22 protein-coding genes are annotated in these 25,512 nt (G+C 36.9%); 17 read left to right on the plus strand and 5 right to left on the minus strand.

Going from position 1 to position 25,512, the window contains the following annotated elements; genetic code table 11:
• Positions 1-27 precede the first annotated feature (27 nt).
• The 3 genes from ACPWSR_RS13565 to ACPWSR_RS13575 all read left to right on the plus strand — a co-directional run bounded on the left by ACPWSR_RS13565 (position 28) and on the right by ACPWSR_RS13575 (position 3,154).
• Positions 28-228, plus strand: coding sequence for a hypothetical protein (locus ACPWSR_RS13565; protein ID WP_426348769.1), 201 nt, complete (start codon positions 28-30; stop codon positions 226-228).
• 157 nt (positions 229-385) lie between these two features.
• The gene (locus ACPWSR_RS13570) at positions 386-2,410 is read left to right on the plus strand and encodes a prolyl oligopeptidase family serine peptidase (RefSeq protein ID WP_426348770.1); all 2,025 of its coding nucleotides are present in this window, start codon (positions 386-388) and stop codon (positions 2,408-2,410) included.
• Positions 2,411-2,620: 210 nt separating this feature from the next.
• Complete coding sequence (locus ACPWSR_RS13575; RefSeq protein ID WP_426348771.1) at positions 2,621-3,154, plus strand: polymer-forming cytoskeletal protein; 534 nt, start codon at positions 2,621-2,623, stop codon at positions 3,152-3,154.
• Positions 3,155-3,312: 158 nt separating this feature from the next.
• Here the strand turns inward: ACPWSR_RS13575 and rsgA are convergent, their stop codons facing one another.
• Positions 3,313-4,386: a ribosome small subunit-dependent GTPase A gene (rsgA, locus tag ACPWSR_RS13580; protein WP_426348772.1), complete on the minus strand. Its 1,074-nt coding sequence runs from the start codon at positions 4,384-4,386 to the stop codon at positions 3,313-3,315.
• Between the two features lie 277 nt (positions 4,387-4,663).
• On the opposite strand from rsgA, the gene trhA reads away from it, so the two are divergent.
• Positions 4,664-5,302, plus strand: coding sequence for a PAQR family membrane homeostasis protein TrhA (gene trhA, locus ACPWSR_RS13585; RefSeq protein ID WP_426348773.1), 639 nt, complete (start codon positions 4,664-4,666; stop codon positions 5,300-5,302).
• Positions 5,303-5,369: 67 nt separating this feature from the next.
• Here trhA and ACPWSR_RS13590 read toward each other — a convergent pair whose 3' ends face one another.
• Both ACPWSR_RS13590 and ACPWSR_RS13595 read right to left on the minus strand, forming a co-directional pair.
• Positions 5,370-6,047: a 50S ribosomal protein L25 gene (locus ACPWSR_RS13590; protein ID WP_426348774.1), complete on the minus strand. Its 678-nt coding sequence runs from the start codon at positions 6,045-6,047 to the stop codon at positions 5,370-5,372.
• Positions 6,048-6,338: 291 nt separating this feature from the next.
• Entirely contained in the window at positions 6,339-7,214 is an 876-nt protein-coding gene (locus ACPWSR_RS13595) for a manganese catalase family protein (protein ID WP_426348775.1), read from the minus strand.
• 334 nt (positions 7,215-7,548) lie between these two features.
• Between ACPWSR_RS13595 and treP the strand changes: the two genes are divergently transcribed.
• The 8 genes from treP to ACPWSR_RS13635 all read left to right on the plus strand — a co-directional run bounded on the left by treP (position 7,549) and on the right by ACPWSR_RS13635 (position 18,559).
• Entirely contained in the window at positions 7,549-9,006 is a 1,458-nt protein-coding gene (gene treP, locus ACPWSR_RS13600) for a PTS system trehalose-specific EIIBC component (protein WP_426348776.1), read from the plus strand.
• Between the two features lie 82 nt (positions 9,007-9,088).
• Positions 9,089-10,756, plus strand: a complete 1,668-nt coding sequence (gene treC, locus ACPWSR_RS13605; protein ID WP_426348777.1) for an alpha,alpha-phosphotrehalase — start codon at positions 9,089-9,091, stop codon at positions 10,754-10,756.
• 32 nt (positions 10,757-10,788) lie between these two features.
• The gene (gene treR / locus ACPWSR_RS13610) at positions 10,789-11,505 is read left to right on the plus strand and encodes a trehalose operon repressor (protein WP_426348778.1); all 717 of its coding nucleotides are present in this window, start codon (positions 10,789-10,791) and stop codon (positions 11,503-11,505) included.
• A gap of 360 nt (positions 11,506-11,865) precedes the next feature.
• Positions 11,866-12,867: a LacI family DNA-binding transcriptional regulator gene (locus tag ACPWSR_RS13615; RefSeq protein WP_426348779.1), complete on the plus strand. Its 1,002-nt coding sequence runs from the start codon at positions 11,866-11,868 to the stop codon at positions 12,865-12,867.
• 48 nt (positions 12,868-12,915) lie between these two features.
• Positions 12,916-14,139, plus strand: a complete 1,224-nt coding sequence (locus ACPWSR_RS13620; RefSeq protein ID WP_426348780.1) for a maltose ABC transporter substrate-binding protein — start codon at positions 12,916-12,918, stop codon at positions 14,137-14,139.
• Positions 14,140-14,247: 108 nt separating this feature from the next.
• The gene (locus ACPWSR_RS13625) at positions 14,248-15,615 is read left to right on the plus strand and encodes a carbohydrate ABC transporter permease (protein WP_426348781.1); all 1,368 of its coding nucleotides are present in this window, start codon (positions 14,248-14,250) and stop codon (positions 15,613-15,615) included.
• Positions 15,615-16,454, plus strand: coding sequence for a sugar ABC transporter permease (locus ACPWSR_RS13630; protein ID WP_426348782.1), 840 nt, complete (start codon positions 15,615-15,617; stop codon positions 16,452-16,454). Before ACPWSR_RS13625 ends, ACPWSR_RS13630 begins: the two co-directional genes overlap by 1 nt.
• Before the next feature lie 20 nt (positions 16,455-16,474).
• Positions 16,475-18,559 (plus strand): beta-galactosidase, encoded by a 2,085-nt coding sequence (locus ACPWSR_RS13635; RefSeq protein ID WP_426348783.1) that lies wholly within the window; start codon positions 16,475-16,477, stop codon positions 18,557-18,559.
• Positions 18,560-18,608: 49 nt separating this feature from the next.
• Here ACPWSR_RS13635 and greA read toward each other — a convergent pair whose 3' ends face one another.
• Positions 18,609-19,073, minus strand: coding sequence for a transcription elongation factor GreA (gene greA / locus ACPWSR_RS13640; protein ID WP_426348784.1), 465 nt, complete (start codon positions 19,071-19,073; stop codon positions 18,609-18,611).
• Positions 19,074-19,264: 191 nt separating this feature from the next.
• On the opposite strand from greA, the gene ACPWSR_RS13645 reads away from it, so the two are divergent.
• Positions 19,265-19,972, plus strand: coding sequence for a YetF domain-containing protein (locus ACPWSR_RS13645; protein ID WP_426348785.1), 708 nt, complete (start codon positions 19,265-19,267; stop codon positions 19,970-19,972).
• A 32-nt stretch (positions 19,973-20,004) separates the two neighbouring features.
• Positions 20,005-20,370, plus strand: coding sequence for a DUF4363 family protein (locus ACPWSR_RS13650; RefSeq protein ID WP_426348786.1), 366 nt, complete (start codon positions 20,005-20,007; stop codon positions 20,368-20,370).
• Between the two features lie 41 nt (positions 20,371-20,411).
• Here ACPWSR_RS13650 and ACPWSR_RS13655 read toward each other — a convergent pair whose 3' ends face one another.
• Positions 20,412-21,311 (minus strand): Gfo/Idh/MocA family protein, encoded by a 900-nt coding sequence (locus ACPWSR_RS13655; protein ID WP_426348787.1) that lies wholly within the window; start codon positions 21,309-21,311, stop codon positions 20,412-20,414.
• Between the two features lie 215 nt (positions 21,312-21,526).
• Here ACPWSR_RS13655 and ACPWSR_RS13660 point away from each other — a divergent pair, with 215 nt between their 5' ends.
• The 3 genes from ACPWSR_RS13660 (at position 21,527) to ACPWSR_RS13670 (ending at position 25,421) form a co-directional block, all read left to right on the plus strand.
• Positions 21,527-22,402 carry a DMT family transporter gene (locus tag ACPWSR_RS13660; protein ID WP_426348788.1) on the plus strand — a complete coding sequence of 292 codons (876 nt, stop codon included), beginning with the start codon at positions 21,527-21,529 and terminating at the stop codon, positions 22,400-22,402.
• Between the two features lie 103 nt (positions 22,403-22,505).
• Positions 22,506-23,630, plus strand: coding sequence for a THUMP domain-containing class I SAM-dependent RNA methyltransferase (locus ACPWSR_RS13665; protein ID WP_426348789.1), 1,125 nt, complete (start codon positions 22,506-22,508; stop codon positions 23,628-23,630).
• 36 nt (positions 23,631-23,666) lie between these two features.
• The gene (locus tag ACPWSR_RS13670; protein WP_426348790.1) at positions 23,667-25,421 is read left to right on the plus strand and encodes a helicase-related protein; all 1,755 of its coding nucleotides are present in this window, start codon (positions 23,667-23,669) and stop codon (positions 25,419-25,421) included.
• Positions 25,422-25,512: the final 91 nt, after the last annotated feature.

The raw sequence follows: 25,512 nt of genomic DNA on the forward strand, positions 1-25,512 counted from the left end.
CATTCAAATAATTAGGAGGTTTGTTTAATGAAAAAGAATAAATTCTTTAAGGATGTTATTCGAAGCTTTCATGATAATAAAATGTTATTTTCAATGTGCTTTTTGGGTTTATCATCTGGATTAACACTAATGGGAAATAAGCTTGGATTATTATATTTAATCCTAGCACTTATACCTAGTTTTTTCCTAGGAATACTATTCATTGAAGAAAGAAAAATTTATAATTAAAAAATGATAAGGGAACTCAGAAGAGTTCCCTTAAAAATTTGGAGACTTTTTAATCTTGGCAAAATATTTACAGATAAATAGTAGAAATTTGCAAAAGTGCAGTAATATTCCTTTAAAAATGATATAATCATAAATATATAAAGATAGGAGTGATATAGTGGAAAGGTTAAAGTTAGAAGATTTTATAAAATACAAATATTTGTCTGGAATTAAACATTCTCCAGATGGAAAAAAATTAGCCTTTGTAGTGCAGGAAGCGGAGGAAGAAGACAATAAGTATCTATCGAATATATGGCTTATGGATGTGGAATCAGAAGATTATTATCAGCTTACAACCTTTAACAGTGAGAGAAGCTTTTTATGGTGGGATAATGAAAATATAATATTCCCTGATGTAAGGGATTCTAAAGACAAGGATGCCTTAGGAAAGGGTGAGGAGTTTACTAACTTTTATAAGATTAATATAAAGGGTGGAGAGGCCAAAAAGTTTATTAAAATACCTAAGTCTGTTGGCACTGTTAAAATAATCAATGAAGATACCCTTATTTTTACCTCAGAATATGACTTGAACGGCAAGGATGTTAATAGTTTAACAGAGGAAGAAAAGAAGGAATATTTAAAAGCTAAAAAGGAAGAGAAGGATTATGAGGTTCTGGAGGAGATACCCTTCTGGTCCAATGGTGGAGGCTTTACAAACAAGAAGAGGACAAGACTTTATCTTTATCATATAAAGGAAGAAAGAGTAGAGGAGCTTGTTTCTGGAACAATAAATATTGAAGCTATACAGCTTAATGATGAAAAGAACAAGGCAGTTGTCCTTTATACAGATTTTAAGGATAAATATCCTATAAACAATGTAATAGCTTTATTAGATTTAAAAACTAAGGAGCTTAAGGCTATAGAAGCGAAGGAACTAGATGGAAAGCCTTACCCAGAGAAGCTCAGCTATGCTTATGCGAACTTTATAGGCGATGATAAGCTTATCTTCATGGCAACGGATTGTAAAAGCTATGGTATAAACGAGAATACCAAGTGGTATACCCTGAGCTTAAAGGATTTAAAGGCAAGGCTCATAACTCCAGATTTTGATGGCTCTACTCATAATTCTGTAGGCTCAGATTCAAGGCTTGGAAGCAGTTCTTCCATAGAAAAAGTAGGCGATAAATACTATTATATCTCTACAGAAGGCTATAGCTGCTACTTAGATACTATTGATGAGGATGGTAATATTGAGAGAATTATTCATGAAGAAGGCACAGTAGATGGAATATCCGTTAATAAGGAATCGGTTATCTATGTAGCTATGAGGGATAATAAGCTGCAGGAATTGTACAAGCTCACTGGAGAGGGAGAAAAGCAGATAACCTCCTTTAATAGCTGGGTAAATGAGGAGAGATCAATAGCGTCAGTAGAGCATTTTACTTTTGAAACAGCTCCTGGCGTAATCATTGATGGCTTTGTTATGAAGCCCGTAGATTATCAGGAGGGTAAAAAGTACCCTGCTATATTGGATATTCATGGAGGGCCTAAGACTGTTTATGGAACGGTATTCTACCATGAGATGCAGCTATGGGCTAACAGGGGCTATGTAGTATTCTTCTGCAATCCTCGCGGCGGTGATGGCAAGGGGAATGAATTTGCAGATATCAGAGGAAAGTATGGAACAGTGGATTATGATGATTTAATGATATTCACCGACGAGGTTATAGCTAGATATCCTTGCGTAGATGAGACAAGACTCGGGGTAACTGGTGGCTCCTATGGTGGCTTTATGACCAACTGGATCATTGGACACACAGATAGATTTAAGGCTGCTGCCTCCCAGAGAAGCATATCCAACTGGATATCCATGTTCAATACTACAGACATAGGCTACTACTTCGCCGATGATCAAAATGGAGGAGCTACTCCATGGAGCGATAGTGATAAGCTATGGTGGCATTCACCTCTAAAATATGCCGACAAGGTGAAAACACCAACACTGTTCATTCACTCCGAGCAGGATTATCGCTGCTGGCTCACAGAAGGGCTCCAGATGTTCACAGCCCTCAAGTATCACGGTGTTGAAGCTAGGCTTTGCATGTTCCGTGAGGAAAATCACGAGCTCTCCAGAAGCGGAAAGCCAAAGCATCGTATACGACGCTTAAAGGAAATAACAGACTGGTTCGACAGCCATCTCTAAAATGTCGAAATAACACAAAACAACAGAGATGAATGGCACCATAGAACTGAGAATTTGTTCGCCTTTTGAACAAATTCTTGGTTTTTATTTTTTTGCAAATATTTATGATTTTTATGTTAAGAATTGAGTGACAATTGTTATTTGTTAATAATCTTATGCTATAATCAAGTTGAATAACACCAAAGAATAATATCCTAGGAGGTACAATTGATGAAATTAAAAGGATTATTTCTTTCACTTATGGCTGCTGCTGTAATATTTACTGGCTGTGGTTCCAATGGTGATAACACTGATAAAGATAACAATGCGGGTGAAGACACAGATGTGGTTACTAGTGCATCTGTAGCTACTGATGCAGAGTCATTAAAGACTGCAATGGGAGAAGATGGTACCTGGATAATAGTAGTACAGCAGGACTTAACTGTTGAAGAGGATTTAGTTTTAGAAGGTGAAGTTGCAAAGGAAGGCGAAGATTATACAGGCCGTAAGCTTGCACTTTATGCTCAGGATGAAGATAGAAATATAACTGATTCCTACACTCTTACTGCTCCAAAGCTAACAGTAAAGGCTGATAAAACAACACTAAAGGGTGGAGTTATTGTTGGCGATCTTTATGTAGAAGCAAATGATGTTACTTTAGATAACATGAAAATTGAGGGTAATGTTTACTTCTCCAGTGAAGAAGCAAAATCTTCCTTTACTTTAACTGAATCAGAAGTAACAGGAAATCAAGAAGTTCAATAATAATTATTAATCCTTTGGTGTTATAAATACAGAAGGTTGTCGTAAAAGCATACAGCTTTTATGGACAACCTTTTTTTGATTGTAACTCATTTATTATATCTGTTTTGATAATTCACAGAATAACTTGTTTTTTATAATGAGTTAAATTGAAATTTAGTCTACCTGCGCTTATTCTTTTCCTTAACAAGCCTTCGAGCATTCTTCATGCCTCCATAGCCACGGAACATTTCGTTAACCTTCATAGCTTCAATTTGCCGTGAGTTAAGACCGTTATATTTAGATTCTTTTTTTAGCTTTTCATAGCTTAAAAGCCTCTCATAGGAGAGAATACCTTCATTTATGGCTTTTTGCACTGCACAGCCAGGCTCTTTGGTGTGGGTGCAATCATTGAATTTGCACATGGCTGCAAGATTATCAATGTCTGAAAAGCTTTTTGATAGATCAGCACTATCTAGCCCTAGCTCTCTCATTCCTGGAGTGTCAATGATTAAGGAGCCGTCTTTTAGTAAGATGAGCTCTCTACTTGTAGTGGTATGCTTACCCTTGTCATCATTTCTTAGGCCGTTTGTAATTTGCTTATCTTCTCCCATTAAGCAATTTATGAGAGTGGACTTGCCCACACCAGAGGATCCGATAAAGGCAATTGTTTCACCCTTTTTGATATAAGGGGTTAGCTGGCGATAGCCATCCTCCTGGATAACAGAGGTTACAACTATATCTACTCCAGTAGAAACAGTATATGCTTCTCGCAGAAGCTTAGGAACATCCTCGCATAAATCTGATTTAGTCAACACTACTACAGGAATAGCTCCGCTGTCCCAACCAATGGCTAAATACCGTTCCAATCTGCGGAGATTGAAATCCTTATTCATAGACATACAAATGAAAAGTGTATCTATATTTGTGGCAACAACCTGCTCAGTCTGTGAGGTTCCAGCAGCCTTTCTGATAAAGGCACTTTTCCTGGACAGTACATGATGTATTACGGCAGTTTCTGCTTCTTCCCCGCTGAGCATAACAAAATCACCAACTGCTGGGAAATCTGAGGGTGTTTTAGCCTCATAATGAAATTTACCTGATATCTGTGCCAGTTTGTCTCCGTATTCACAGATTACTCTGTATATATTTTTAGATTGGAAAACAACTCTTCCAGGGTAGAGATTTTTATATAAGCTGGCCTCTGTGAAAAATTTATTGTTAAAGCCTAGGTTTTTTATATCGATTTTATTCAATGTGTTATCCTCCTAAAGTCATATTTATAACTTATGGGAGGTAATTGCAATATTTATTTTATGCAAACCTCCCGGCTTGCAACAATATCCATTTTGTTATATTTGAACATACAAACACATCTCCTTTCTACTATATAAATATTTTAACATAGACCTTTTGGTTAATATAGAAGTAAAGTATTTTTAAATAATATATGACTAATTAATAGGCAATTTTCATTATTAAAAAATAAATAAGTTATGGTATAATTAAGAAAAATTGTTTGGAGGCGAAGATATGGGTGATAAGAATTATTCCTTAGGTGAAGAAATATTCAGTGCGGTTACTCATGGTATTGGAGCGGTTCTTTCTGTATTGGCTTTAGTGCTTCTTATTTTCTTTTCTACAAACAAAGGTACTGTTTGGCATGTGGTCAGCTTTTCTATATATGGAGCAGCGATGGTTATTTTGTATCTTGGTTCTACCTTATATCATTCCTTCAGAGATATAAAGATTAAAAGGCTCTTTAGAAAAATAGATCATATGTCAATTTATATACTTATAGCAGGTACCTATACACCTTTCTGCTTGACAGTATTAAGAGGCCCCATAGGGTATACAATATTAGGAGTTGTATGGAGCTGCGCTGTATTTGGCATCGTTGCCAAAGCATTTAATACAGGCAAAAAAGATAAGCTATCAACGCTGCTTTATATAATTATGGGTTGGATTATAATCTTAGCTTTTAAGAGCTTATATAAAAGCATGCCATCCTCAGGGCTTATTTATTTAATTGCTGGAGGGGTTACCTATACTCTTGGAGCCTTAGTATACTTAATGAACAAGATTAAATTCAATCACGGAATATGGCATTTGTTTGTGCTGGCAGGAAGTGCTTTTCACTTTCTAGCAGTGCTTACTCTTATGAATATATAACAAAGGCCCTAAAGGATGATAACCAGTTAATTGGTTATCACCTTTAAGGGCTTTCTATTATACTAAATTATTTTCCTTCAGCTGGCTCGGAGGTATGCTCTGAATCGTTGTTATAATTTTGGGTTTCTGATTCAGCTTCTTGTCCTGGAGCAAGGTCGCCACCTTCGCCACCTTCAGCATCTTCATCTGCAGCACTGATAGCAGGAGCAGTTACTACTGCAACTAATGCATCTTCCTCAGTTAACAAGGAAACTCTTTCTGGAAGGGTGATATCCTTAGCGAAGATTTTATCTTCGAAGCCTAAGGAAGAAACATCTACTGTAAGCTCTGATGGGAGATTATCAGCAGAAGCTTCTATTTCAATCTCAGTAATAATTGGCTCAAGTATTAAATTGTTGTACTCTATTGATTCTCTTCCTTCGAAGTTTATTGGTATGTTCATCTTAATTCTATCTTTAGCGCTCACCGCTTGAAAATCAACATGTATTAAAGTATCTGTTAAATTATCCTTCTGTACCTCTTTAACTAAACAGGTAATTTTCTTGTCTGGAAGCTTCACAGTTACCAGAGAGCTTTTACTATTTTGACTTAAAAATCTTGCCAGTTCTATCTCTGGTGCCTTGATTGATATAGGTTTATCTAATGATGCTCCATATATTATTCCTGGAACTTCTCCATCTTTTCTTATTGAATTTAGCTTTAAGTTTTTTTCTCTTTTTGATGCATCTAATTTACTGTTATCCATCTTAACACCTCTTCTTTTTTATTCTTTATGATAATTTTATCTGTTTTTTACTATAGGTAAAGGGAAACTAGGAAATATTAACCAGAACTTTAAGGAATGTTAATATTGTTGTTTGATTATTAATAGATTAATCTTATTTGACATCACAAGTTGTTTAAAGAATAGAACTACATTTTATAGAATAGAGTTACATTCTATAGAATAGAACAACTTGTTATAGAGAAGAGCTTGTCCACAAGGTTCTCTGACCCTTATGTACAAGCTCTTTTTATATTGTTGAATTATGACAATCTATTTACCGAATATAGTTTTATCTAAGGCGTCAAGGCCTGGAGCATGCTCTTCAGGTCTTTCTGGCATCTCTGGAACTGGGAAGCCATCATATGGAGGAACAGCAGCCATTTCTCCACCTTCTCGGCTAGGAGATTCTCCCTGTAATATCTCGCTCATGAGGTTTGTATCAAGAGCAAAATTAAATTGAACATTATTAAAGCCCTTGTCAATGTATTTTCTGCACTCAGGATATTTCTGTAAATCATAATTAGGCATTGGGAAGATTTTACCCCAATCAACACCTAAGGTTTCAAGAGCTTTAGCAAAGCAATTTTGATGTGCATTATCTCTAACCATTAAGAAAGCAATGGTTTCACGAAGAGTTTTATTGCTGCTCATTTCATAGATTCTTGACTTTTGAAGTACACCTGTTGATTCTAAGCTTACGTTATTTATAAGATTCGCAATTAAGTTTCCATGGTCATATACCCAGCTACCGTTCCAGGGATTTCCTGCAGCATCTACTGGCAGGGAGCCTTGAGCACCGACTATGTAGTGATGGGGATTCACGTTATGTCCCTTTACTGCTTCACTAAGTGGAGCGCCGTTAGGGCCGGAATTACCTGGCTCTGGATAACCTGAACCATCTAATAATTGGTTTATAGTAGACTGAACAAGCTCTACATGGGCAATTTCTTCTAAGAATACATTTCTAATTAAATCTCTATAGGGTTTTGCTTTTCCTCTGAAGTTCGCTGATTGGAAGGAATATTGCATCATGGTACGCATTTCTCCAAACTGGCCACCTAAAGCTTCCTGAATAAACCTAGCAGCCTCTGGATCCGGTTTGTCCTTAACTATTTCGTTTATTAGATCTTCTTTATAAAAATACATTGAAAAGCCTCCTTTAAAATTTAATGTTTCAAGGATATTGAGAATGTCTATCATCCTTGTTGTATTACTCATTTTAACTTATTTTATTTTTCAGTAAAGAGGAAAAAGGGAAAGTTTACCGTAGGTTTAGGCTTCTTTAACTATATTTTTAATCTGTTAAAATAAATCCTTAAGTTTTTTGAGGTTCAAGAAATAAATTACAAATATTCAAATAATTATATTGACATACCTGTACGTACAGGTTAATATTGAGATAACAGGAAATTATAGTAATGTTTATCAAGAGTTATTCGGTTTATCAATGAAAAAGATTACAAGAATAAAGGAGGGTATTATGGGTAAATATTTAAATGATGCTACTTTACTACTGGAGTATGTTGGAGGAAAAGAAAATATTTCTGCAGTTTCTCACTGTGCTACTAGAATGAGGTTTGTTCTCAATGATCCATCTAAGGCTAGGGTGAAAGATATACAAGCTCTGTCAACGGTGAAGGGTACCTTCACTCAAGCAGGACAGTTTCAGGTTATAATTGGTAATGAAGTGCCCATGTTTTATAATGAGTTTATCGAGGTTTCCGGAGTAGAAGGAGTGACAAAGGACACCGCAAAGGTAGCTGCAAGAAAGAACATGAATCCGATGCAGAGGATGATAGCTCACTTAGCTGAAATATTTACACCACTGATTCCTGCAATCGTTGTAGGTGGTTTAATATTAGGCTTCAGAAATATAATCGGTGATATAAAGCTCATGGAGGGTGGTACTAAGAGCCTGGTAGAGGTTTCCCAGTTCTGGGCTGGAGCTCATGGCTTCTTATGGCTCATAGGAGAAGCTATATTCCACTTCCTTCCTGTAGGAATTACCTGGTCCATATCTAAGAAGATGGGCACAACTCAAATTCTTGGTATTATTTTAGGTATAACTCTTGTGTCTCCACAGCTGTTAAATGCTTATGGAGTTGCTGGTGCTGAGTCTATACCTGTATGGGATTTTGGTTTTGCACAGGTGGAAATGATAGGATATCAGGCGCAGGTTATACCAGCAGTACTAGCAGGCTTTGTTTTAGCTTATCTTGAAATATTTTTAAGAGAAAGAGTAGCCTCCTATATATCCATGATAGTAGTACCATTCCTTGCATTGGTACCTACAGTACTCATAGCACATACAGTTCTTGGCCCTATAGGCTGGAAGCTTGGGGATTTAATATCTAATATTGTATATTCTGGACTTACCTCTAATTTAAGATGGCTGTTTGCTGCGGTATTCGGCTTCCTTTACTCACCCCTGGTTATTACCGGGCTCCATCACATGACTAATGCTATTGATTTACAGCTTATTGGACAGTTCGATGGTACAAACCTCTGGCCAATGATTGCATTATCTAACATTGCCCAAGGTTCAGCAGTGTTAGCTATTATATATCTTAATAGAAAAAATGAAGCTGAAAAGCAGGTTTCTATACCGGCAGCTATTTCCTGCTATCTAGGAGTTACTGAGCCTGCGATGTTTGGTATAAATCTAAAATATATCTTCCCCTTCTTAGCTGCAATGATTGGATCTTCAATAGCAGCGGTTATATCCGTAGGCTCAGGAGTAATGGCTAATTCCATAGGAGTAGGGGGAATACCAGGCTTCTTATCTATACAGACTAAATACATGCTTCCATTTGTCATTGCTATGTTAGTTGCTATTGTAGTACCCTTCATTCTTACATTGCTTTTTGCTAAGAAGAAGATTGGTGTTAAGCAGTATGAGCTCTGGGAAGAAAGAGGGAAGGCAAAGGCTAAGGCTTAAATATTTAAAAGGAAGGAGTAATCCTTCCTTTAAGTATTATCGATAATTATTACAGGTAACTATTACAGAGGAGAAGACTTTTATGAAGAATTTTAAGCATAGTACAATATATCAAATATATCCTAAATCCTTTTATGATACTGACGGAGATGGGATAGGTGATTTAAGAGGAATAACTAAAAAGCTTGATTATCTAAGCCTTCTAGGTGTTGATTACATCTGGATAACTCCTTTTTATATTTCACCTCAAAGGGACAACGGTTATGACGTGGCAGATTATAAAAGTATAGATCCAAAGTTTGGTACCATGGAGGACTTTCAGCTCCTTATTGAAGAAAGCGATAAAAGAGGTATCGGTGTAATACTGGATATGGTTTTTAATCATACCTCTACGGAGCATATTTGGTTTAAAAAGGCACTATCTGGTGAAGAGAGATATAAGGCTTATTATTTTTTTCAAAAGGGTTCTGAGAATAATCCTCCCACTAACTGGGAATCAAAATTTGGTGGCAATGCCTGGGAGTATGTCCCAAAGCTTCAGGAATATTATCTTCATCTCTTTGATAAAACACAGGCAGATTTAAATTGGGAGAATGAAGAGGTGAGGAAGGAGCTTTATGAGGTTTTAGAGTTCTGGATGAGTAAAGGTGTCAAGGGCTTTAGGTTTGATGTGGTCAATTTGATTTCTAAGCCAGAGAAGCTTGAGAATGACCTGGAGGGAGATGGCAGGAGCTTCTATACCGATGGTCCTCACGTTCATGAATTCTTAAAGGAAATGAATCAAAAAACCTATGGGAAAAGAGAAGGGATAATCACCATAGGAGAGATGAGCTCCACCTCCTTGAGTAATTGTGTTAAATATACCAGACAGGACAATCAGGAGCTGGATATGGTGTTTAATTTCCATCACCTAAAGGTAGATTATGAAGATGGAGATAAATGGACCCTGATGGCTTTTGATTTTATGAAGCTCAAGTCTATCTTTAACAGCTGGCAGGTGGGCATGGAGAATGGGGGAGGGTGGAGCGCTCTTTTCTGGAACAATCATGATCAGCCCAGGGCTAATTCGAGATTTGGAGATCCAGTGAACTACCCCTTTGAATCAGCTACAATGCTGGCCACAGCTCTTCACCTAATGAGAGGGACCCCATTTATATACCAGGGAGAGGAAATAGGAATGACAAATCCACATTATAATACCATAGACAAGTATAAGGATGTGGAGAGCAAAAATTACTATAATATTCTCATGGAAGAAGGAAGAGATGAAAAAGAAGTAATAGAAGTGCTTAAGGCAAAATCTAGAGACAATGGTAGAACTCCAATGCAGTGGAGTAGTGATAAAAATGGTGGCTTTACCAATGGCGAGCCATGGATAGCTGTCTCTTCAAATTATAATGAAGTAAATGTAGCTAAGGCACTTGAAGACAAGGCTTCAATCTTTTATTATTACAAGAAGCTCATAAGCCTGAGAAAGGATAAGGCTATCATAGCTGAAGGTAGCTATACACCAATATTGGAAGATAATACAAAGGTCTTTGGATATATAAGGGACTATAAAGAGGAAAGGCTTATAGTACTGAATAATTTCTATGGACAGGAAGCATCCGTAGTTTTGGACAAGAGCTTTTATGAAGGTTTTAATGTTAAAGCTCCTATTATTTTCAACTATCCTGAGGATCCTGAGCTTAAAGAAGCTATGGTTTTAAGACCCTTTGAAGCTGTTGCTTTTTATCTTGTAAATATTTAGCAGCGGTGTTAGAATTATATCGGTGATGATTGATGGACAGTAAATATATATTTATATACAATGATATATTAACTAAAATTGAAGAAGGGGCTTATAAGAGAAATGATAAGCTTCCTTCAGAAAAAGAGCTCATGGATGAGTACGAGGTTTCCCGTGATACCATTAGAAAAGCTCTAAAGCTTTTAGAGGAAGAGGGAATAATTCATAAGATCAAAGGAAAAGGCTCGTTGATCTTAGATATTAATAAGCTGGATCTTCCTGTCTCTGGTATTACAAGCTTTAAGGAGCTAGCTAAAAACTTAAACATGCCGATTAACACAATTCTCTATGATCTTTCCCAGCTGGAAGGGGATAGTGTCATAAGAGAAAAGCTGGCCCTGAGAGAAGAGGCTCCCCTGTGGAGGGTTATTAGAATTAGAGAGTTTGGAGGAAAGAAGGTTATACTGGACAAGGATTATTTCAATGGAGATATTATTTCTGAATTGACAGAAGCTATCTGCTTGGATTCTATATATGAGTATATAGAAGAGGTCCTGGGTCTTAAAATTGCCTTTGCACATAAGGAAATTACCGTAGAGACTGCTACCCTAGAGGATAAAAAACTCTTAGATTGTGAAGGCTATGATATGATAGTGGTGGTTAAGAGCTTTACTTATCTAGATGATACCAGACTTTTTCAGTATACAGAGTCCAGGCACAGACCGGATAAATTTAAATTCGTTGATTTTGCTAGAAGAACAAAGGGTTAATAATGAGGGTAAAAAGAGAAGCCCAGTAGCACTTGTCCGCTACTAGTCTTCTCTTTTTTTTTCATGAAGCTTAAATTTTAATTGTTGGATGATTTTGTTTAATTATAAGAGCCATAGCTATTATATAGAAGAGTTGAATAAAAATGCGCAATATATTGCTCAGATAATGAGCAAAGAATTAATTGACAACATTTACACTAGATGGTAATATTATAATATCTTCCAAATATACATAATATATATATAACTTTATATAAAAAATATATATAATTATATGAAATATATGGTTGATTTAGAAAATAAATACTGATAGAATTATTATATGAGCAATCGTTTGCACGATTATAGGAGCGGATTTTTATGGTTTTTTCTAATAAGGTAACCATCTCAGATATAGCTAAGGCCTTAAATGTTTCACAAAGCACAGTTTCCAGAGCTCTTTCAGGAAAAGGTCGTATCAGTGAAGCTACAAGGAAAAGGGTTTATGATTATATTGAAGACCATAATTTCACTTTAAGTAATTTTGCGAATAAGTTTGCGCAGCCTAAGAATTTTACTATAGGTGTAGTTCTTCCTGCAGAGCAAAATTTAGTAGAGCTTCCATTCTTTCAGGGAGTACTTCTAGGTATTTGTGAAAGCGCAGCTACCTTGGATTATGATGTAATCGTAATCACCTCTCAAGGGAATGATATTTCTTCTTTAGTTCGTATCATTGACAGGAGCAAGGTGGATGGGATAATACTTACTAGGTCTCTAGTACATGATCTTCCTGCAGAATTTTTAAAAGGTAAGAATATACCCTTTGTAGTTATAGGAAGTACCAAGGAAAAAAATATTACAGAAATAGATAATGACCACCAGGAGGCTTGTAGAGAACTAATCTCTATATTGGCAATGAAGGGAATCAAAAACTTTGGCCTTATTGGAGGGGACACGGAGCACATAGTAACAGGAAGAAGATATCAGGGCTTTTTGGAAGGCTTAGAACAAAACTCCATAGACATGGATTCAGAAATGATATTTACTAATGTAAATTCTCAGCTTCTTATAGACCATGCAGTGAAGAAACTTATGGAAAATAAGGCTGATTGTATTATTTGTATGGATGATTTTTTATGTACTTCTGTACTAGCAGTATTATCCAATGAGGGCTATAGAATTCCAGAGGATATTAAGGTAGCTTCCTTTTATAATAGCTCCTATTTAGAAAAATACAGTCCACCTATAACAGCCTTAAATTTTAATGTTAAGGAGCTGGGCACTACGGCCTGCAAGGCTCTTATTGAAGAAATTCATGGGGGCATTTCAGGAAACAAGATTCTACTTAACTATGAAGTTGTTTTAAAACAATCAACTAAATAAAAATGGTGGCTTAAAGCACACTGTTTAAATATTAAGGAGGAAAATATTATGGTTAAAAAGTTATTAGCTTTATTAATGGCTGTTTCTCTAGGGGTTATTGCTGTTGGTTGTGGTAATGGCAGCGATGATAAGTCTGGCACTGATGATAAGGGTGGTGCTTCTTCTGAGGAAATAACACTGACTGTTTGGGAATCAGCAGATGGTCCTGATGAATTCATTAAACAAGCTGGTGAGAAGTTTACAGAAAAAAATCCTAATATAAAAATTGAATTTGTAAACGTTGAGCTTGGGGATACTACAGGACAGATAGCATTAGATGGTCCTGCTGGTGTTGGTGCTGATATATTTGTAGCTCCTCATGACAAATTAGGTGAGCTTGTTTCAGGTGGACATGTTCTTCCTACTGAAAATGCTGATGCTGTAAAGTCTGCTGTGCTAGAGTCCACAGTAAAAGCATTAACCTACGAAGGGAAAATGTATGGTTATCCTGTATCAGCAGAAACCTATGCATTATTCTATAATAAGGCTTTAATCGATGAAGCTAATGTTCCTAAGACCTTCGATGATCTTAAAACTTTTGCTGCTGAAAACACTAAGGGTGACCAATACGGCTTCCTTATGGACGTTGGTAACGGTTATTATACTATCATATTTACTACCAGTGAAAACAATCGTCTCTTTGGAGATAGTGGAACTGATACAGAAAATACTAATATAAATTCCGAAGCTTCAATAGAAGGTATGAAGGTATTCCAGGACTTAAGCAAGGTAATAAAGGCACCTGCTGCTGACCTAGGTACAGAAATTACAGATGCTGCCTTTGCTAGCGGAAAAGCTGCTTTATACATCTCTGGTCCTTGGAACATAAAAAAATTCCAGGATGCTGGTATTGACTTTGGAGTAACAACTCTCCCAAGCCTTCCTGGTAATGATACACCTGCAGCTTCCTTCTCTGGTGCTAGAGGAATGTTTGTATCAGCATATACAGATTATCCTAAGGAAGCAGCTTTATTTGCAGAATTCTTGATATCAGAAGAAATGCAGAAGCTAAGATTTGATATAACTGGAGCAATTCCTTCAATAGATGTAAAGGTTGATAGCCCATATATAGCAGGGTTCTCACAGCAGCTTGAGCATGCTTTCCCAATGCCTTCCATCCCTGAAATGGGCAAGTACTGGGATGCTATGAATGCTGCAAGTGCTAACATCTGGGGTGGTGCTGACATAAAGACAGAGCTTGACAATGTAGATAAGGCTCTAAAAGCAGAATAAAAACACTAGAATAACTTCAGAAAAGGGATGTATAATACATTCCTTTTCTTATAACCTTTACTTTACAGTATTAACTTTAAAAAATCATTGAATAAGAGTGGTGATATTATGAAAGGGATACCAGCCAGCGGTACAAATAACAATAAAGAAGTCAAAGGCAGTATTAATATCGATGGAAGCTCAAGAAAAAAGGTACTTATTACTTCACTACTTTTTATGGGCTTAAGTCATATATTATATTTCAAGCAATATATAAAGGGTGCTATATTTGCTCTTTTAGAGGTTATATTTATCCTTTTGATACCCTGGATGATAACAAAGCTTACAGATATGGTTACCTTAGGTACTTTAAAAACTGATCTTCCTGTTAAGCTGAGAGATAATTCAGTGTTTATGCTTATTGATGGAATTATCCTTATAGCAGTGATATTTATTTTCATAGCTATTTATGCAATCTCCGTTAAAGGTGCTTTAAGTGAATATAAGGATTTTTGCAGAGAAGAAGGACGCATTAAAGGTATCAAAGAGTCCCTCCTTAACGTTCAGGATAAGGCCTTTACTATCTTAGGATTAACACCTACAGTACTCTTAGTATTATTTTTTGTTGTGGTACCAATAGTTTTTTCCATTGCAGTGGCCTTTACTAATTATTCTGCTCCAGAACATATACCTCCAAACAATACCGTTGATTGGGTGGGCTTTGCTAATTTTAAAGCGATGTTTGGCGGAAGTGCCACCTGGACCGGAGCCTTTGGTAGAGTGGCTATTTGGACGCTTCTTTGGGCCTTCCTTGCAACCACAACCTGTTATTTTGGTGGTATGCTCATGGCTGTTATTCTAAAAGATAGCAAGCTAAAAATAGCTCCCGTATTCAGATCCATCTTCATCCTTCCATATGCAGTTCCAGCTGCTTTAAGTATGCTTGTATGGAATAATCTTCTCAATGGAACCTTTGGAACGGTGAATAGGACCTTAATGGCGCTAGGAGTTATTGATAACGTAATTCCCTGGCTCAGCAACGATATATTGGCTAAGTTTATGGTGGTTTTAATTAATCTTTGGGCGGGCTTTCCTTATTTTATGCTGCTTATTACAGGTACAATGACTGCTATATCAGAGGATATGTATGAAGCGGCAAGGATTGATGGAGCTAGCAAATTTCAGCTCTTTAAAGCCATAACCCTTCCTCTGGTGCTTTATCAAACAACTCCGCTTATCATAATGTCCTTTACCCATAATATAAATAACTTTGGAGCTATTTTCTTCTTAACGGGAGGAAGTCCAGTAGTTAGTGACAGTACTATAACCAGTGCTGGCGGTACAGATATATTAGTTACCTGGATGTATAAGCTTACTATAACTCTCCTCAAGTATAACTATGCTTCAGCTATTGCCGTAGTAATCTTTATAGTCCTTGTTCCATTTGCCATATTTAATTTTAGAAGGACTAAATCATATAAGGAGGGTGAGCTATAATGGGAAACTCCATAGGAAATAAATTAAATAAAGTGTTTTTGATTATATTCTTGACCCTGACCTCTCTGTTTGTTCTATACCCCATCGTATATGTGGTTAGTGCAGCATTTACCCCAGGGAGCTCCATAGCCTCTGTAGAAATTTTACCCTTTGGTGGAGGCTTTACTTTAGAACACTTTAAACATCTTTTTCAGAATACTAATTATCCTAAGTGGTTTAGAAATACATTTTTAATTGCAACAGCTACTTCTATTGGAACAATAATTACTGCTTCTCTCGGAGCTTATGTATTTTCAAGGTTTAGGTTTACCTTTAGAAAGAGCCTGATGCTTTCTATGCTGGTGCTTCAGATATTCCCATCCTTTGTAGGTATGATAGCTATATATGTTATTTTATATAGAATTGGTGCACTAGATACCCTTTGGGGCTTGGTGCTTGTATATCTAGCAGGAAATATACCTTATAATATCTGGCTGGTTAAAAGCTATATGGATACAATATCAAAGAACATTGATGAGGCAGCTAGAATAGATGGTGCCAGCAACTTTAAGGTTTTCTGGACGATTATTCTGCCAATAGCAAAACCAATAATCACCTTCCTTGCAGTTACAAGCTTTACAGGACCATGGCTTGATTTCATTTTCCCTAAGATGGTTCTTAGGTCCCCAGAAAATCAAACCCTGGCTTTAGGCTTATTTAGCTTTGTCACCGATAAGAAAAATGAATTTACCAATTTTGCTGCCGGGGCACTCCTTGTAGCAATACCTTTCATTATATTCTTTATAATCACCCAGAAAAATCTCATTAACTCAATGGGTGGGGCTGCTGTTAAGGAATAATTACAAAGGAGGAGATTGTTTTGACAAGCTTTGCTTATAACAATAAATATATTACAAGAGATAACAGACCATATTTCCCTATAATGGGTGAGATGCATTATTCTAGATTTCCAAAGGAAGAGTGGGAAACCTCTCTCTACAAAATAAAAGCCGGCGGAGTGGATATAGTATCAGCCTATGTTATATGGATTCATCATGAAGAAATTGAAGGTGAATATGACTTTGAAAATAACAAGGATTTAAGGGCCTTCGTAGAAAAGTTAAAGGCTGCTGACCTATATATGATGCTGAGAATAGGACCCTGGTGTCATGGAGAGGTAAGAAACGGTGGACTGCCGGACTGGCTTCTAAAAAAAGATTTTGAGCCAAGAACTAATGATGAAAGATATTTTAAGGAGGTAGAGAAGTATTACCGTAAGATCTATGAAGAGGTAGAAGGGCTTCTATTAAAGGATGGAGGTCCTATAATGGGAGTACAGATAGAAAATGAATATGGTCATTGTGGTGGACTTTCTGGAGAAGAGGGAGAAGCTCACATGAGAAGGCTTACAGAAATAGCTAAGGCTGTAGGCTTTGATGTTCATTTATATACAGCTACTGGCTGGGGAGGTGCCGTTACAGGGGGACTGCTTCCGGTAATGGGAGGCTACCCAGATGCACCTTGGGATCAAAGGGTTACGGAGATAGAGCCAAGTGGCAATTTTATCTTCACTCATGAAAGAAATGACCATAACATTGGAAGCGACCATGGCTTTGGTACTGGTATCACCTTTGACCTGGATAAGTTCCCTTATCTAACGGCAGAGCTAGGGGGAGGACTTCAGATAACCAGGCATAGAAGACCAATAGCTACCGGTAAGGACATAGGTGCTATGTCTCTAGTTAAGCTGGGTAGTGGAGTTAATCTCTTAGGCTATTATATGTACCACGGTGGTACTAATCCAAAGGGTAAATTAACTACTCTTGAGGAATCGAGAAAAACTGGTTATCTAAATGACCTGCCTAAGTATTCCTATGATTTTAGAGCCTCAATAAGAGAATATGGGCAAGTTTCTGATACCTACAAGGAAATAAAGCTCCTTACCACCTTTATAAAGGATTTTGGCGAAGAGCTATGCTCCATGCCAGCAGATATTCCTAAAGATAATCCGCTGTTTCCAACAAACTTTGAGGACTTAAGATATTCCTTTAGACATGATGGAAAGAAAGGATATCTTTTTATTAACAATTATCAGAGAAGAAGGAGAATGGCTGATCATTATGATGTAATCCCTGAGATAAAGCTGGGGGATGAAAGGGTTGTCTTTCCTGAGTTTTCTGTAAGAAACGGAGAGTATTTCTTCTATCCCTTCAACATGCCAGTAGGAGACAAGGCCTTGATTAAGACAGCTCTTGCTACTCCTTTATGCAAGCTAAACATAGCTGGCAATGAAGGAAGAGCTATGGTGTTTTATACCGATAAGTCCCCAGAATACAAAGTAGAGGGGAACCTGGAGGATATTAAGCTTATAACTCTTACTAGAGAGGAAGCTAAAAATTCCTGGAAGCTGAAGCTGGATAAAGAATATATATTTATAGCTAATGGAACGGTGCTTCAGAGGAATAATGGCATAGAATTTATAGGTAGAGATGATCTTGAGGTGAAGGTTTATCCTGAGCTTAAGGGTGGCTTAGAAGGCTTTGATTTCGCACATAATGAAGGAGACTTCCAGGTTTATAGAAGATCCTTTGAGAAGCCTTCTATAAAAGGTGACTTTAAGGAAGTTGATGCTAAGAAGGATTGGAAGACCTATGATATTGAGCTATCACTTCCAGAGGAGAAAAATCCTGAGCTTCAGGACATATTTTTAAAGCTAGACTATGAAGGTGAAATAGCTAATTTATATATTAATGGAGAAATCGCTGCAGATAATTTTTATGATGGTGATGGCTGGGAAGTAAGCCTGAAACGCTTTGGCTATCCTGATAAGCTAACACTGATGATAAAGCCTCTTTATAAGGCTGCAGAAATATATATAGAAAATTGGCCTCCAATGAAGGATGGTCGAGCCTGGGAACTGAAGGGTGTTAGCTTAGAGCCTGAGTATCATCTTTTAGCTAAATAGATAAATAAAGGATTGACCGCATATTGAGGTCAATCCTTTTTTATACATTTTAGACCATAATTTTCTCAATTCTCACCGCATATTCTCCTTCTGGTGAGGTAATCATAACCTCTTCCCCCTCTTTTCTTCTGTATATTCCTTTTCCTAAGGGAGATTCAATGCTTATTAGATTATTTAATGGGTCTGTTTCAATGGTAGTGACCAGCTTGAACTCTTCAACCTCACCATCAGACAGGAACTTCACTAAAACCTTCTTGCCTAGTCCTACTTCATCAGAGGTGGTCTCATCCTTAATGAGCTTTGAAGTTCTTATCATTCGGTCTAGATACCTTATTCTAGATTCATTTTGTGCTCTGTCACGCTTAGCGGCTTTGTATTCGAAGTTTTCGCTTAAGTCCCCGTGAGCTCTTGCTTCCTTAAGATCCTCGTTGATTTTTTTTCTTACTACGGACTTTCGATGCTGTATTTCGTCCTGTAATATCTTTATTGCTTCCTCGGTCAAATAATTATACAATTCAAACCCTTCCTTTTACCCTTTTATATTCTATCTAGATAACAGTATATGCTTATTAGAATCTCAGTTATAGGGATTCTTAAGCAACCCCTTAGACTGAGAAAATGTATAATAATTACTATTTTTAGCATACTATATTTTGTTAATGTATGCATTATTTATTTAAAAAACTTAACCATCGAGGTGTGCTTATGAATGAAGGGCTAGTGGTAGCAGTAAGAGGAATTGTATCATTTTTTAGCTTGCTTATCTTTGCTAGAATTCTTGGAAAGCAGCAGATCAGCCAGCTGAACTTTTTTGACTATATTTTAGGAATAACACTAGGGTCTATAGCAGCCTCCCTTACTACAGACCTCACCAGTAGAGCCTGGCCTCATTGGATAGGGCTGATTACCTGGGTTATTTTAGGCATATGTCTTGAAAGGATTGCTATGTCCAATAGAGCCGTGGGTAATCTTATAGATGGTGAGCCCGTTGTAGTGATAGCAAATGGGAAAATCCTGGAGAAGGCTCTAAAGAGGGTGAATTACAGGATAAGTGATCTCAATGCTATTCTTAGAAATAAGGACATATTCAATATCGAAGAGGTGGAGTTTGCAGTTATAGAGCCTAATGGTCAGCTTTCTGTGATGAAAAAGTCTGAAGAAAAGCCTGTTACTAGAAAGGATATGAATATCCAGGTAAAAGGAGAGGGCTTAAGAGGTACCTTAATCTATGATGGTATGATATTGGAGACGGGATTAAAGCAGTTGAACATGACTTATGAGAGCCTTTTTAAGGAGCTTAATAAGCATGGAATAAAAAGTGTTAGGGAGGTATTTTATGCTGCAAAATCTCCTGAAGGTAAAATTTATATAGATAAGTATGAGGATTATATAAGCAGGATTACTAAATTATAAACATATAATCATTTATAGGAAAGGAGGCTGCTATGAAGAAATCGACGCTTTTGATAATTATATCGGCCTTTATAATTGTTTTTATAGGCATCATGCAGAGTGGTAAGGTTATTAAAATCATGGGCGGGGAAGCTCAGGACTTTTCAAGAAATGTTAAAGAGCTTATGGACACTATAAAAGAGGAAAATTGGCAAGAGGCTCACAAAAAGTCTGAAAAGGTAGATAGGATATTTAATAAAAAATCCCAGTGGCTACAGATAAGTGAGGAGAGAGACAGACTGGATGAAATTGCCAGAGAATTAGCAAGAGTAAAGGGCTACATATATGCAGAAGAAGTGGGAGGAAGCCTGGCCGCACTTGAGGAGGTTTTAGAGAACTGGAAGGAGATAGGTAGATAGAATAAAACAAAGGTACTTAGGCTTCCCTAAGTACCTTTATTTTATAAAAGCTTTCTTACCATCTCTTCACAGATTTCGTGAGTGATTAAGGAATCCTCAATAGAAATAGAGGGTTCTCGTCCTTCTTCTATACTGGTTATAAATTCATCTACTACTTGATAGAAGCCTCTTCTATAAAGAACAGGATCCCAATCCTTAAAGTGTTTATGGCTTTCTTTATCATCGGAGTATACCTTAGTATGAGTAAGATTTTCTACTCTAAGCTTCTTACCAGCAGTCATGTATTCCACTGTTTCTTCTGTAATGCCCGCATCCCTGTTCATGATACCTATGGCTGTAGTTTGATTATTGGACAGGGTCAACACAACATTATGGAGCTTGTCTTCTTTGATCAGTCCATTTACCCTCATATCATTGTGGTTATCTCCCATGAGAAAGCGAAGAGTATCCACTACATGTATAAAATCATCAAAGATAAAATTACGGGCTTCCCCTGGCTCATAGGTTCTGTTCTTTTCCATCACTATAACATCAGCAGCATTTTCGTATTTAAGACTTCTGAACATGGGAGCAAACCTTCTATTAAAGCCAACCATTAGAGTCTTATTAACCCTTTTTGAAAGCTCAGCCAGTGACTGTGCCTCATATAGAGAATAGGAAAGAGGCTTATCCACGTATACATGCACTCCATTATTTAAGAGCTTCTCAGCAATTTCCTTGTGAGCCTCCGTGGCAGTATGAACGAAGGCAGCTTCAATACCACTGCCTATGAGCTCGTCAATAGATCTGGTGTATTCTTTAACTCTATATTTAGCAGCCATGCTTTCTAGAGTACTCTGGTTTCTGGTACAGAGTACTAATTCTGTGTTCTCTCTAGAGGCGAACACAGGCAGATATGCCTTTTGAGCAATTCCACCTAAGCCAATTAAACCAATCTTCATAAAAACCTCCTAGTTACAACTAAGTTAATATAATATCCATAAAATTAATCTAATTATATCACAGTACTAATAAGAAGACTTTTAAACTATCAGTAAACAATTTCAGAGAATTAAGGCTTTAAAATATTGTTTTTATTATATATAGGTTATCCAATAGCTAAAAATTATCTGATATAATATTAAGAAATATCAGTTTATTTAAGCGGGGGATACATATGAGCAGAATAAAAATAATCGCTGCAATGCTCATCTTTGGTAGTATTGGAGTATTCGTAAAAAATATCAATCTTACTTCTCTAGAGATTGCTTTTCTGCGAGCTGTTATAGCATCACTTTCTATAGGTGGAGTATTGTTGTTTACCAGGAAGAAAGATAAACAGGCTGACGATAGAATAAACCTCCCATTATTGGCATCGGGAATATTTTTGGGTTTTAACTGGGTATTACTTTTTGAGGCTTACAAATACACAACTATTGGTAAGGCGACCATGGCCTACTATTTTGCACCCTTCTTCATATTTCTTTTAGCGCCAATTGTTTTTAAGGAGAGGATAGATAAGAGAAAGCTTCTCTATATACTTGGTGCAATGGTAGGGCTTGTCCTTGTAGTAGATATTGGAGGGATTCCTAAAGGAGAGGTTATGGAAAATATTAAAGGAATAGCCTTTGGTATCTCAGCTGCAGCTCTTTATGCTGGAGTGGTGATATTTAATAAGTTCACCCAAAAGGTTTCGGATTTTTATAAAACCTTTGTACAGCTAGTGACTTCGGCCCTAGTACTCATACCTTTTGTGGCTATTGAATATATAAATAATAAAACCTATATACAGGAGATAATAACTTCTATGGGCCTTAGTCAATGGGGGCTTGTTATTACTGTGGGAGTAGTCCATACGGGATTAAGCTACCTTTTATATTTCTCCGCCTTAAAAGGCTTAAGAGCTCAGTCTGCAGCTATTTTAAGCTTTATTGATCCTATTTCAGCTGTTATTTTTGCTGCTATATTCTTAAAGGAAGGAATGAATATTTCTCAGATAATTGGTGGAGCTGTAGTTCTTGTATGTACCTATTTCTGTGAAAGGTCAAGTTAAATAAAGAATTATTTAAAATTGATATTATTTTTTATATAATTGATATATATTAATATATATACCCAATAAACCTGAGATAAAATAAATTAATAGGAGATAAATTATGGATTTTACGATTATAGCAACTGCTACCTTCGGCCTTGAAAAGGTGGTAGCACAGGAATTAAAGGATTTAGGATATGATGATTTGACTATAGAAAACGGTAGAGTAATCTTTGAAGGGGATGAGATGGATATTGTAACCTGCAATATCTGGCTTAGGACTGCTGATAGGATACTTATCAGAATGGCAGAATTTAAGGCTGAGTCCTTTGAAGAACTATATCAAGGTACCTTAGCTGTAGAGTGGGGAGATATTATTCCTATTACAGGCTATATGCATGTTACTGGAAAGTCTGTTAAGTCAAAGCTTTTCAGCGTACCTGACTGCCAGTCCATAGTTAAAAAGGCTGTGGTTGATGCAATGAAAAGAAAGTACAGAAGGGATTTATTTCCTGAAACAGGAGCTGAGTACAAGATCGAAATAGGAATTTTAAAGGATGTGGCTACCCTGACTCTTGATACAAGTGGTCCAGGACTTCATAAAAGAGGCTATAGAGAAAATGCCGGTGAGGCACCCTTAAAGGAAACCTTAGCAGCAGCCTTGGTGCTCCTAAGTAAATGGAATCCAGATCATCAATTAGCAGACCCCCTTTGTGGTTCAGGAACTATTGCCATAGAGGCAGCTCTCATAGGAAGAAATATTGCCCCTGGAATCAATAGGAGCTTTGTAGCGGAGCAGTGGGAGATTATACCACAGGATCTATGGGATGATGTTAGGTCCAGTGCAAGGAATCTTATTAATAATAAAAGCTTTAGAATATTAGCCTCTGACATAGATACTAGAGTACTCCGCACTGCCAGAGACAATGCTGAGAAGGCGGGAGTAAGCGATAATATAGCCTTTCAAAAGCTGGATGTGAGAGATTTTTCTAGTAAGAAGAAATATGGCTATATTATAACTAATCCACCTTATGGTGAAAGATTAGGAGAAGTAAGCTATGTAGAGGAGCTTTATAAAACCATGGGAAAGACCTTCCAGGAGTTAAATTCCTGGTATTATTATGTACTTACCTCTTATGAAGGCTTTGAAAAATATTTTGGCCAAAAGTCAGATAAAAACAGGAAGCTTTATAATGGCAGACTGCTCTGCTATTATTATCAGTACTTCCCAAAGAATGATAAATAGACAAAATAATAATTATAGCAGTTTAAGGAGCATGGAATGAAGAAGGCCGACGAAAGAAATTTTAGAAAACTAAAAAACCAAATACCACAGATAGATGAGATTGTAAAAAATACTAAGTCATCAGGCTTATGGGAGCATGAAGCTTCTATCAGAAAAAAGGTTAAGATACTTAAGGAAATGAAGGGCTTTAATTTTAAGGAATTTAACCAGGTATTTAATAGGTATCTAGAGCTTTTAGAGTATGTGTCTCGAAGACTTATAGAGGATTACAACAGAAAAAATAATACAGATTTTAAATTTGAAGAAATAGTACTTAATAATTATGAAGGCTATCTGAGGTCAGGGATCATAAGTGTTCTGATTTCTAGTCATATACCAGAACTGGTAAGCCGTGATTTTAAAAGGGTGTTTCCAGCTAATCCGAAGGAGGAATATCCTGCAGCCAGGAGGATGAAAAGAAAGTTTTATCTTCATCTTGGAGAGACCAATACAGGAAAAACCTATAATGCCCTGGAGGCTTTAAAAAAGGCGGATAAAGGGGTGTATCTATCTCCTTTAAGAATTCTTGCTCTGGAGAATTTTGAAAAGCTCAATGGAGAAGGGGTTAAGTGCAGCCTCACTACAGGAGAGGAAGAAATAATCCTGGAGGGTGCTGGACATTTATCCTGCACCATAGAAAAGCTGGATTTAAAGGATAGCTATGATGTAGCAGTAATAGATGAGGTACAGATGATAAAGGATGAGCAGAGGGGAGCTGCCTGGACTCGTGCTATTTTAGGAGTTCGAAGTAAAGAGGTGCATCTCTGTGGTGCTTCAAATTCCAAGGAGCTACTCATTGACATCTTAGAGGATTTAGAAGAGGAATATGAAATCCGTGAATACCATAGGAACATTCCTCTTATGATAGAAGATGCCTCCTTCAGCTATAGGGATATACAGCCAGGAGATGCTTTAGTTACCTTTTCAAAGAAGAGGGTACTGGAGATCGCAGGCTTTTATTCTGCTCAGGGGATTAAGGCTTCTATGATATATGGAGACTTACCTCCAGAGGTGCGAAGGGAGCAGTATAGAGCCTTTATAAATAAAGAAAATACCATTTTGGTAACAACGGACGCCATAGGAATGGGAGTGAATCTTCCTATTAGAAGAATAGTATTTATGGATATTAGAAAATTTGATGGCAGTGAAATAAGACATCTTAACTCCCAGGAGGTTAAGCAGATAGCAGGAAGGGCTGGGAGAAAGGGGATTTATGAGGAAGGCTATGTAGTAGGCTATGGAAGGAGTACCCCCTTCATCAGAGAAAACATATTAATGAAGGACGAACTTATCTTCAGCGCTGTTTTGGGACCAAGTGAGGCAATACTGGATATAAAAGGGCTATCCTTAAGGGAGAAGCTGGCTCTATGGAGCACAAAGGAGGAGAGCATTCACTATTATAAGAAGATGGATGTCAGCGAGTACTTGATAGTACTGGATGCTTTGAAGAGCTATAAGCTGAAGCAGGATATTCAGTGGAAGCTTCTAAAGATACCCTTTGATGTATCTAAGAGTGAACTGATGGACAAATTTTTAAGCTATGTGGATGAGCTGTTCATTGGAAAGAGAGGAGAGCTAACCAAGCCTTACTGTCATATAAGGAATCTTTATGACTTAGAGGTTTATTATCAGCAGATCAGTCTCTATTATTCCTTCTCTAAAAACTTCAACCTCCCTTTTGATCAGCAGTGGGTTCATGAGGAAAGAAGTCAGGTGAGCAGTGAGATAATTGAAATATTAAGAAGGATATAAAACAAATCGTTGATTGAAAAACTAACTTCCGATATAAAATAAATAAAGTTATATTTACATCCATATTTGGCTAATATATACTTTTAGTAGA

This window comes from Alloiococcus sp. CFN-8, from assembly GCF_049943125.1.
GTDB lineage: Bacteria > Bacillota > Clostridia > Clostridiales > Clostridiaceae > JAEXZL01.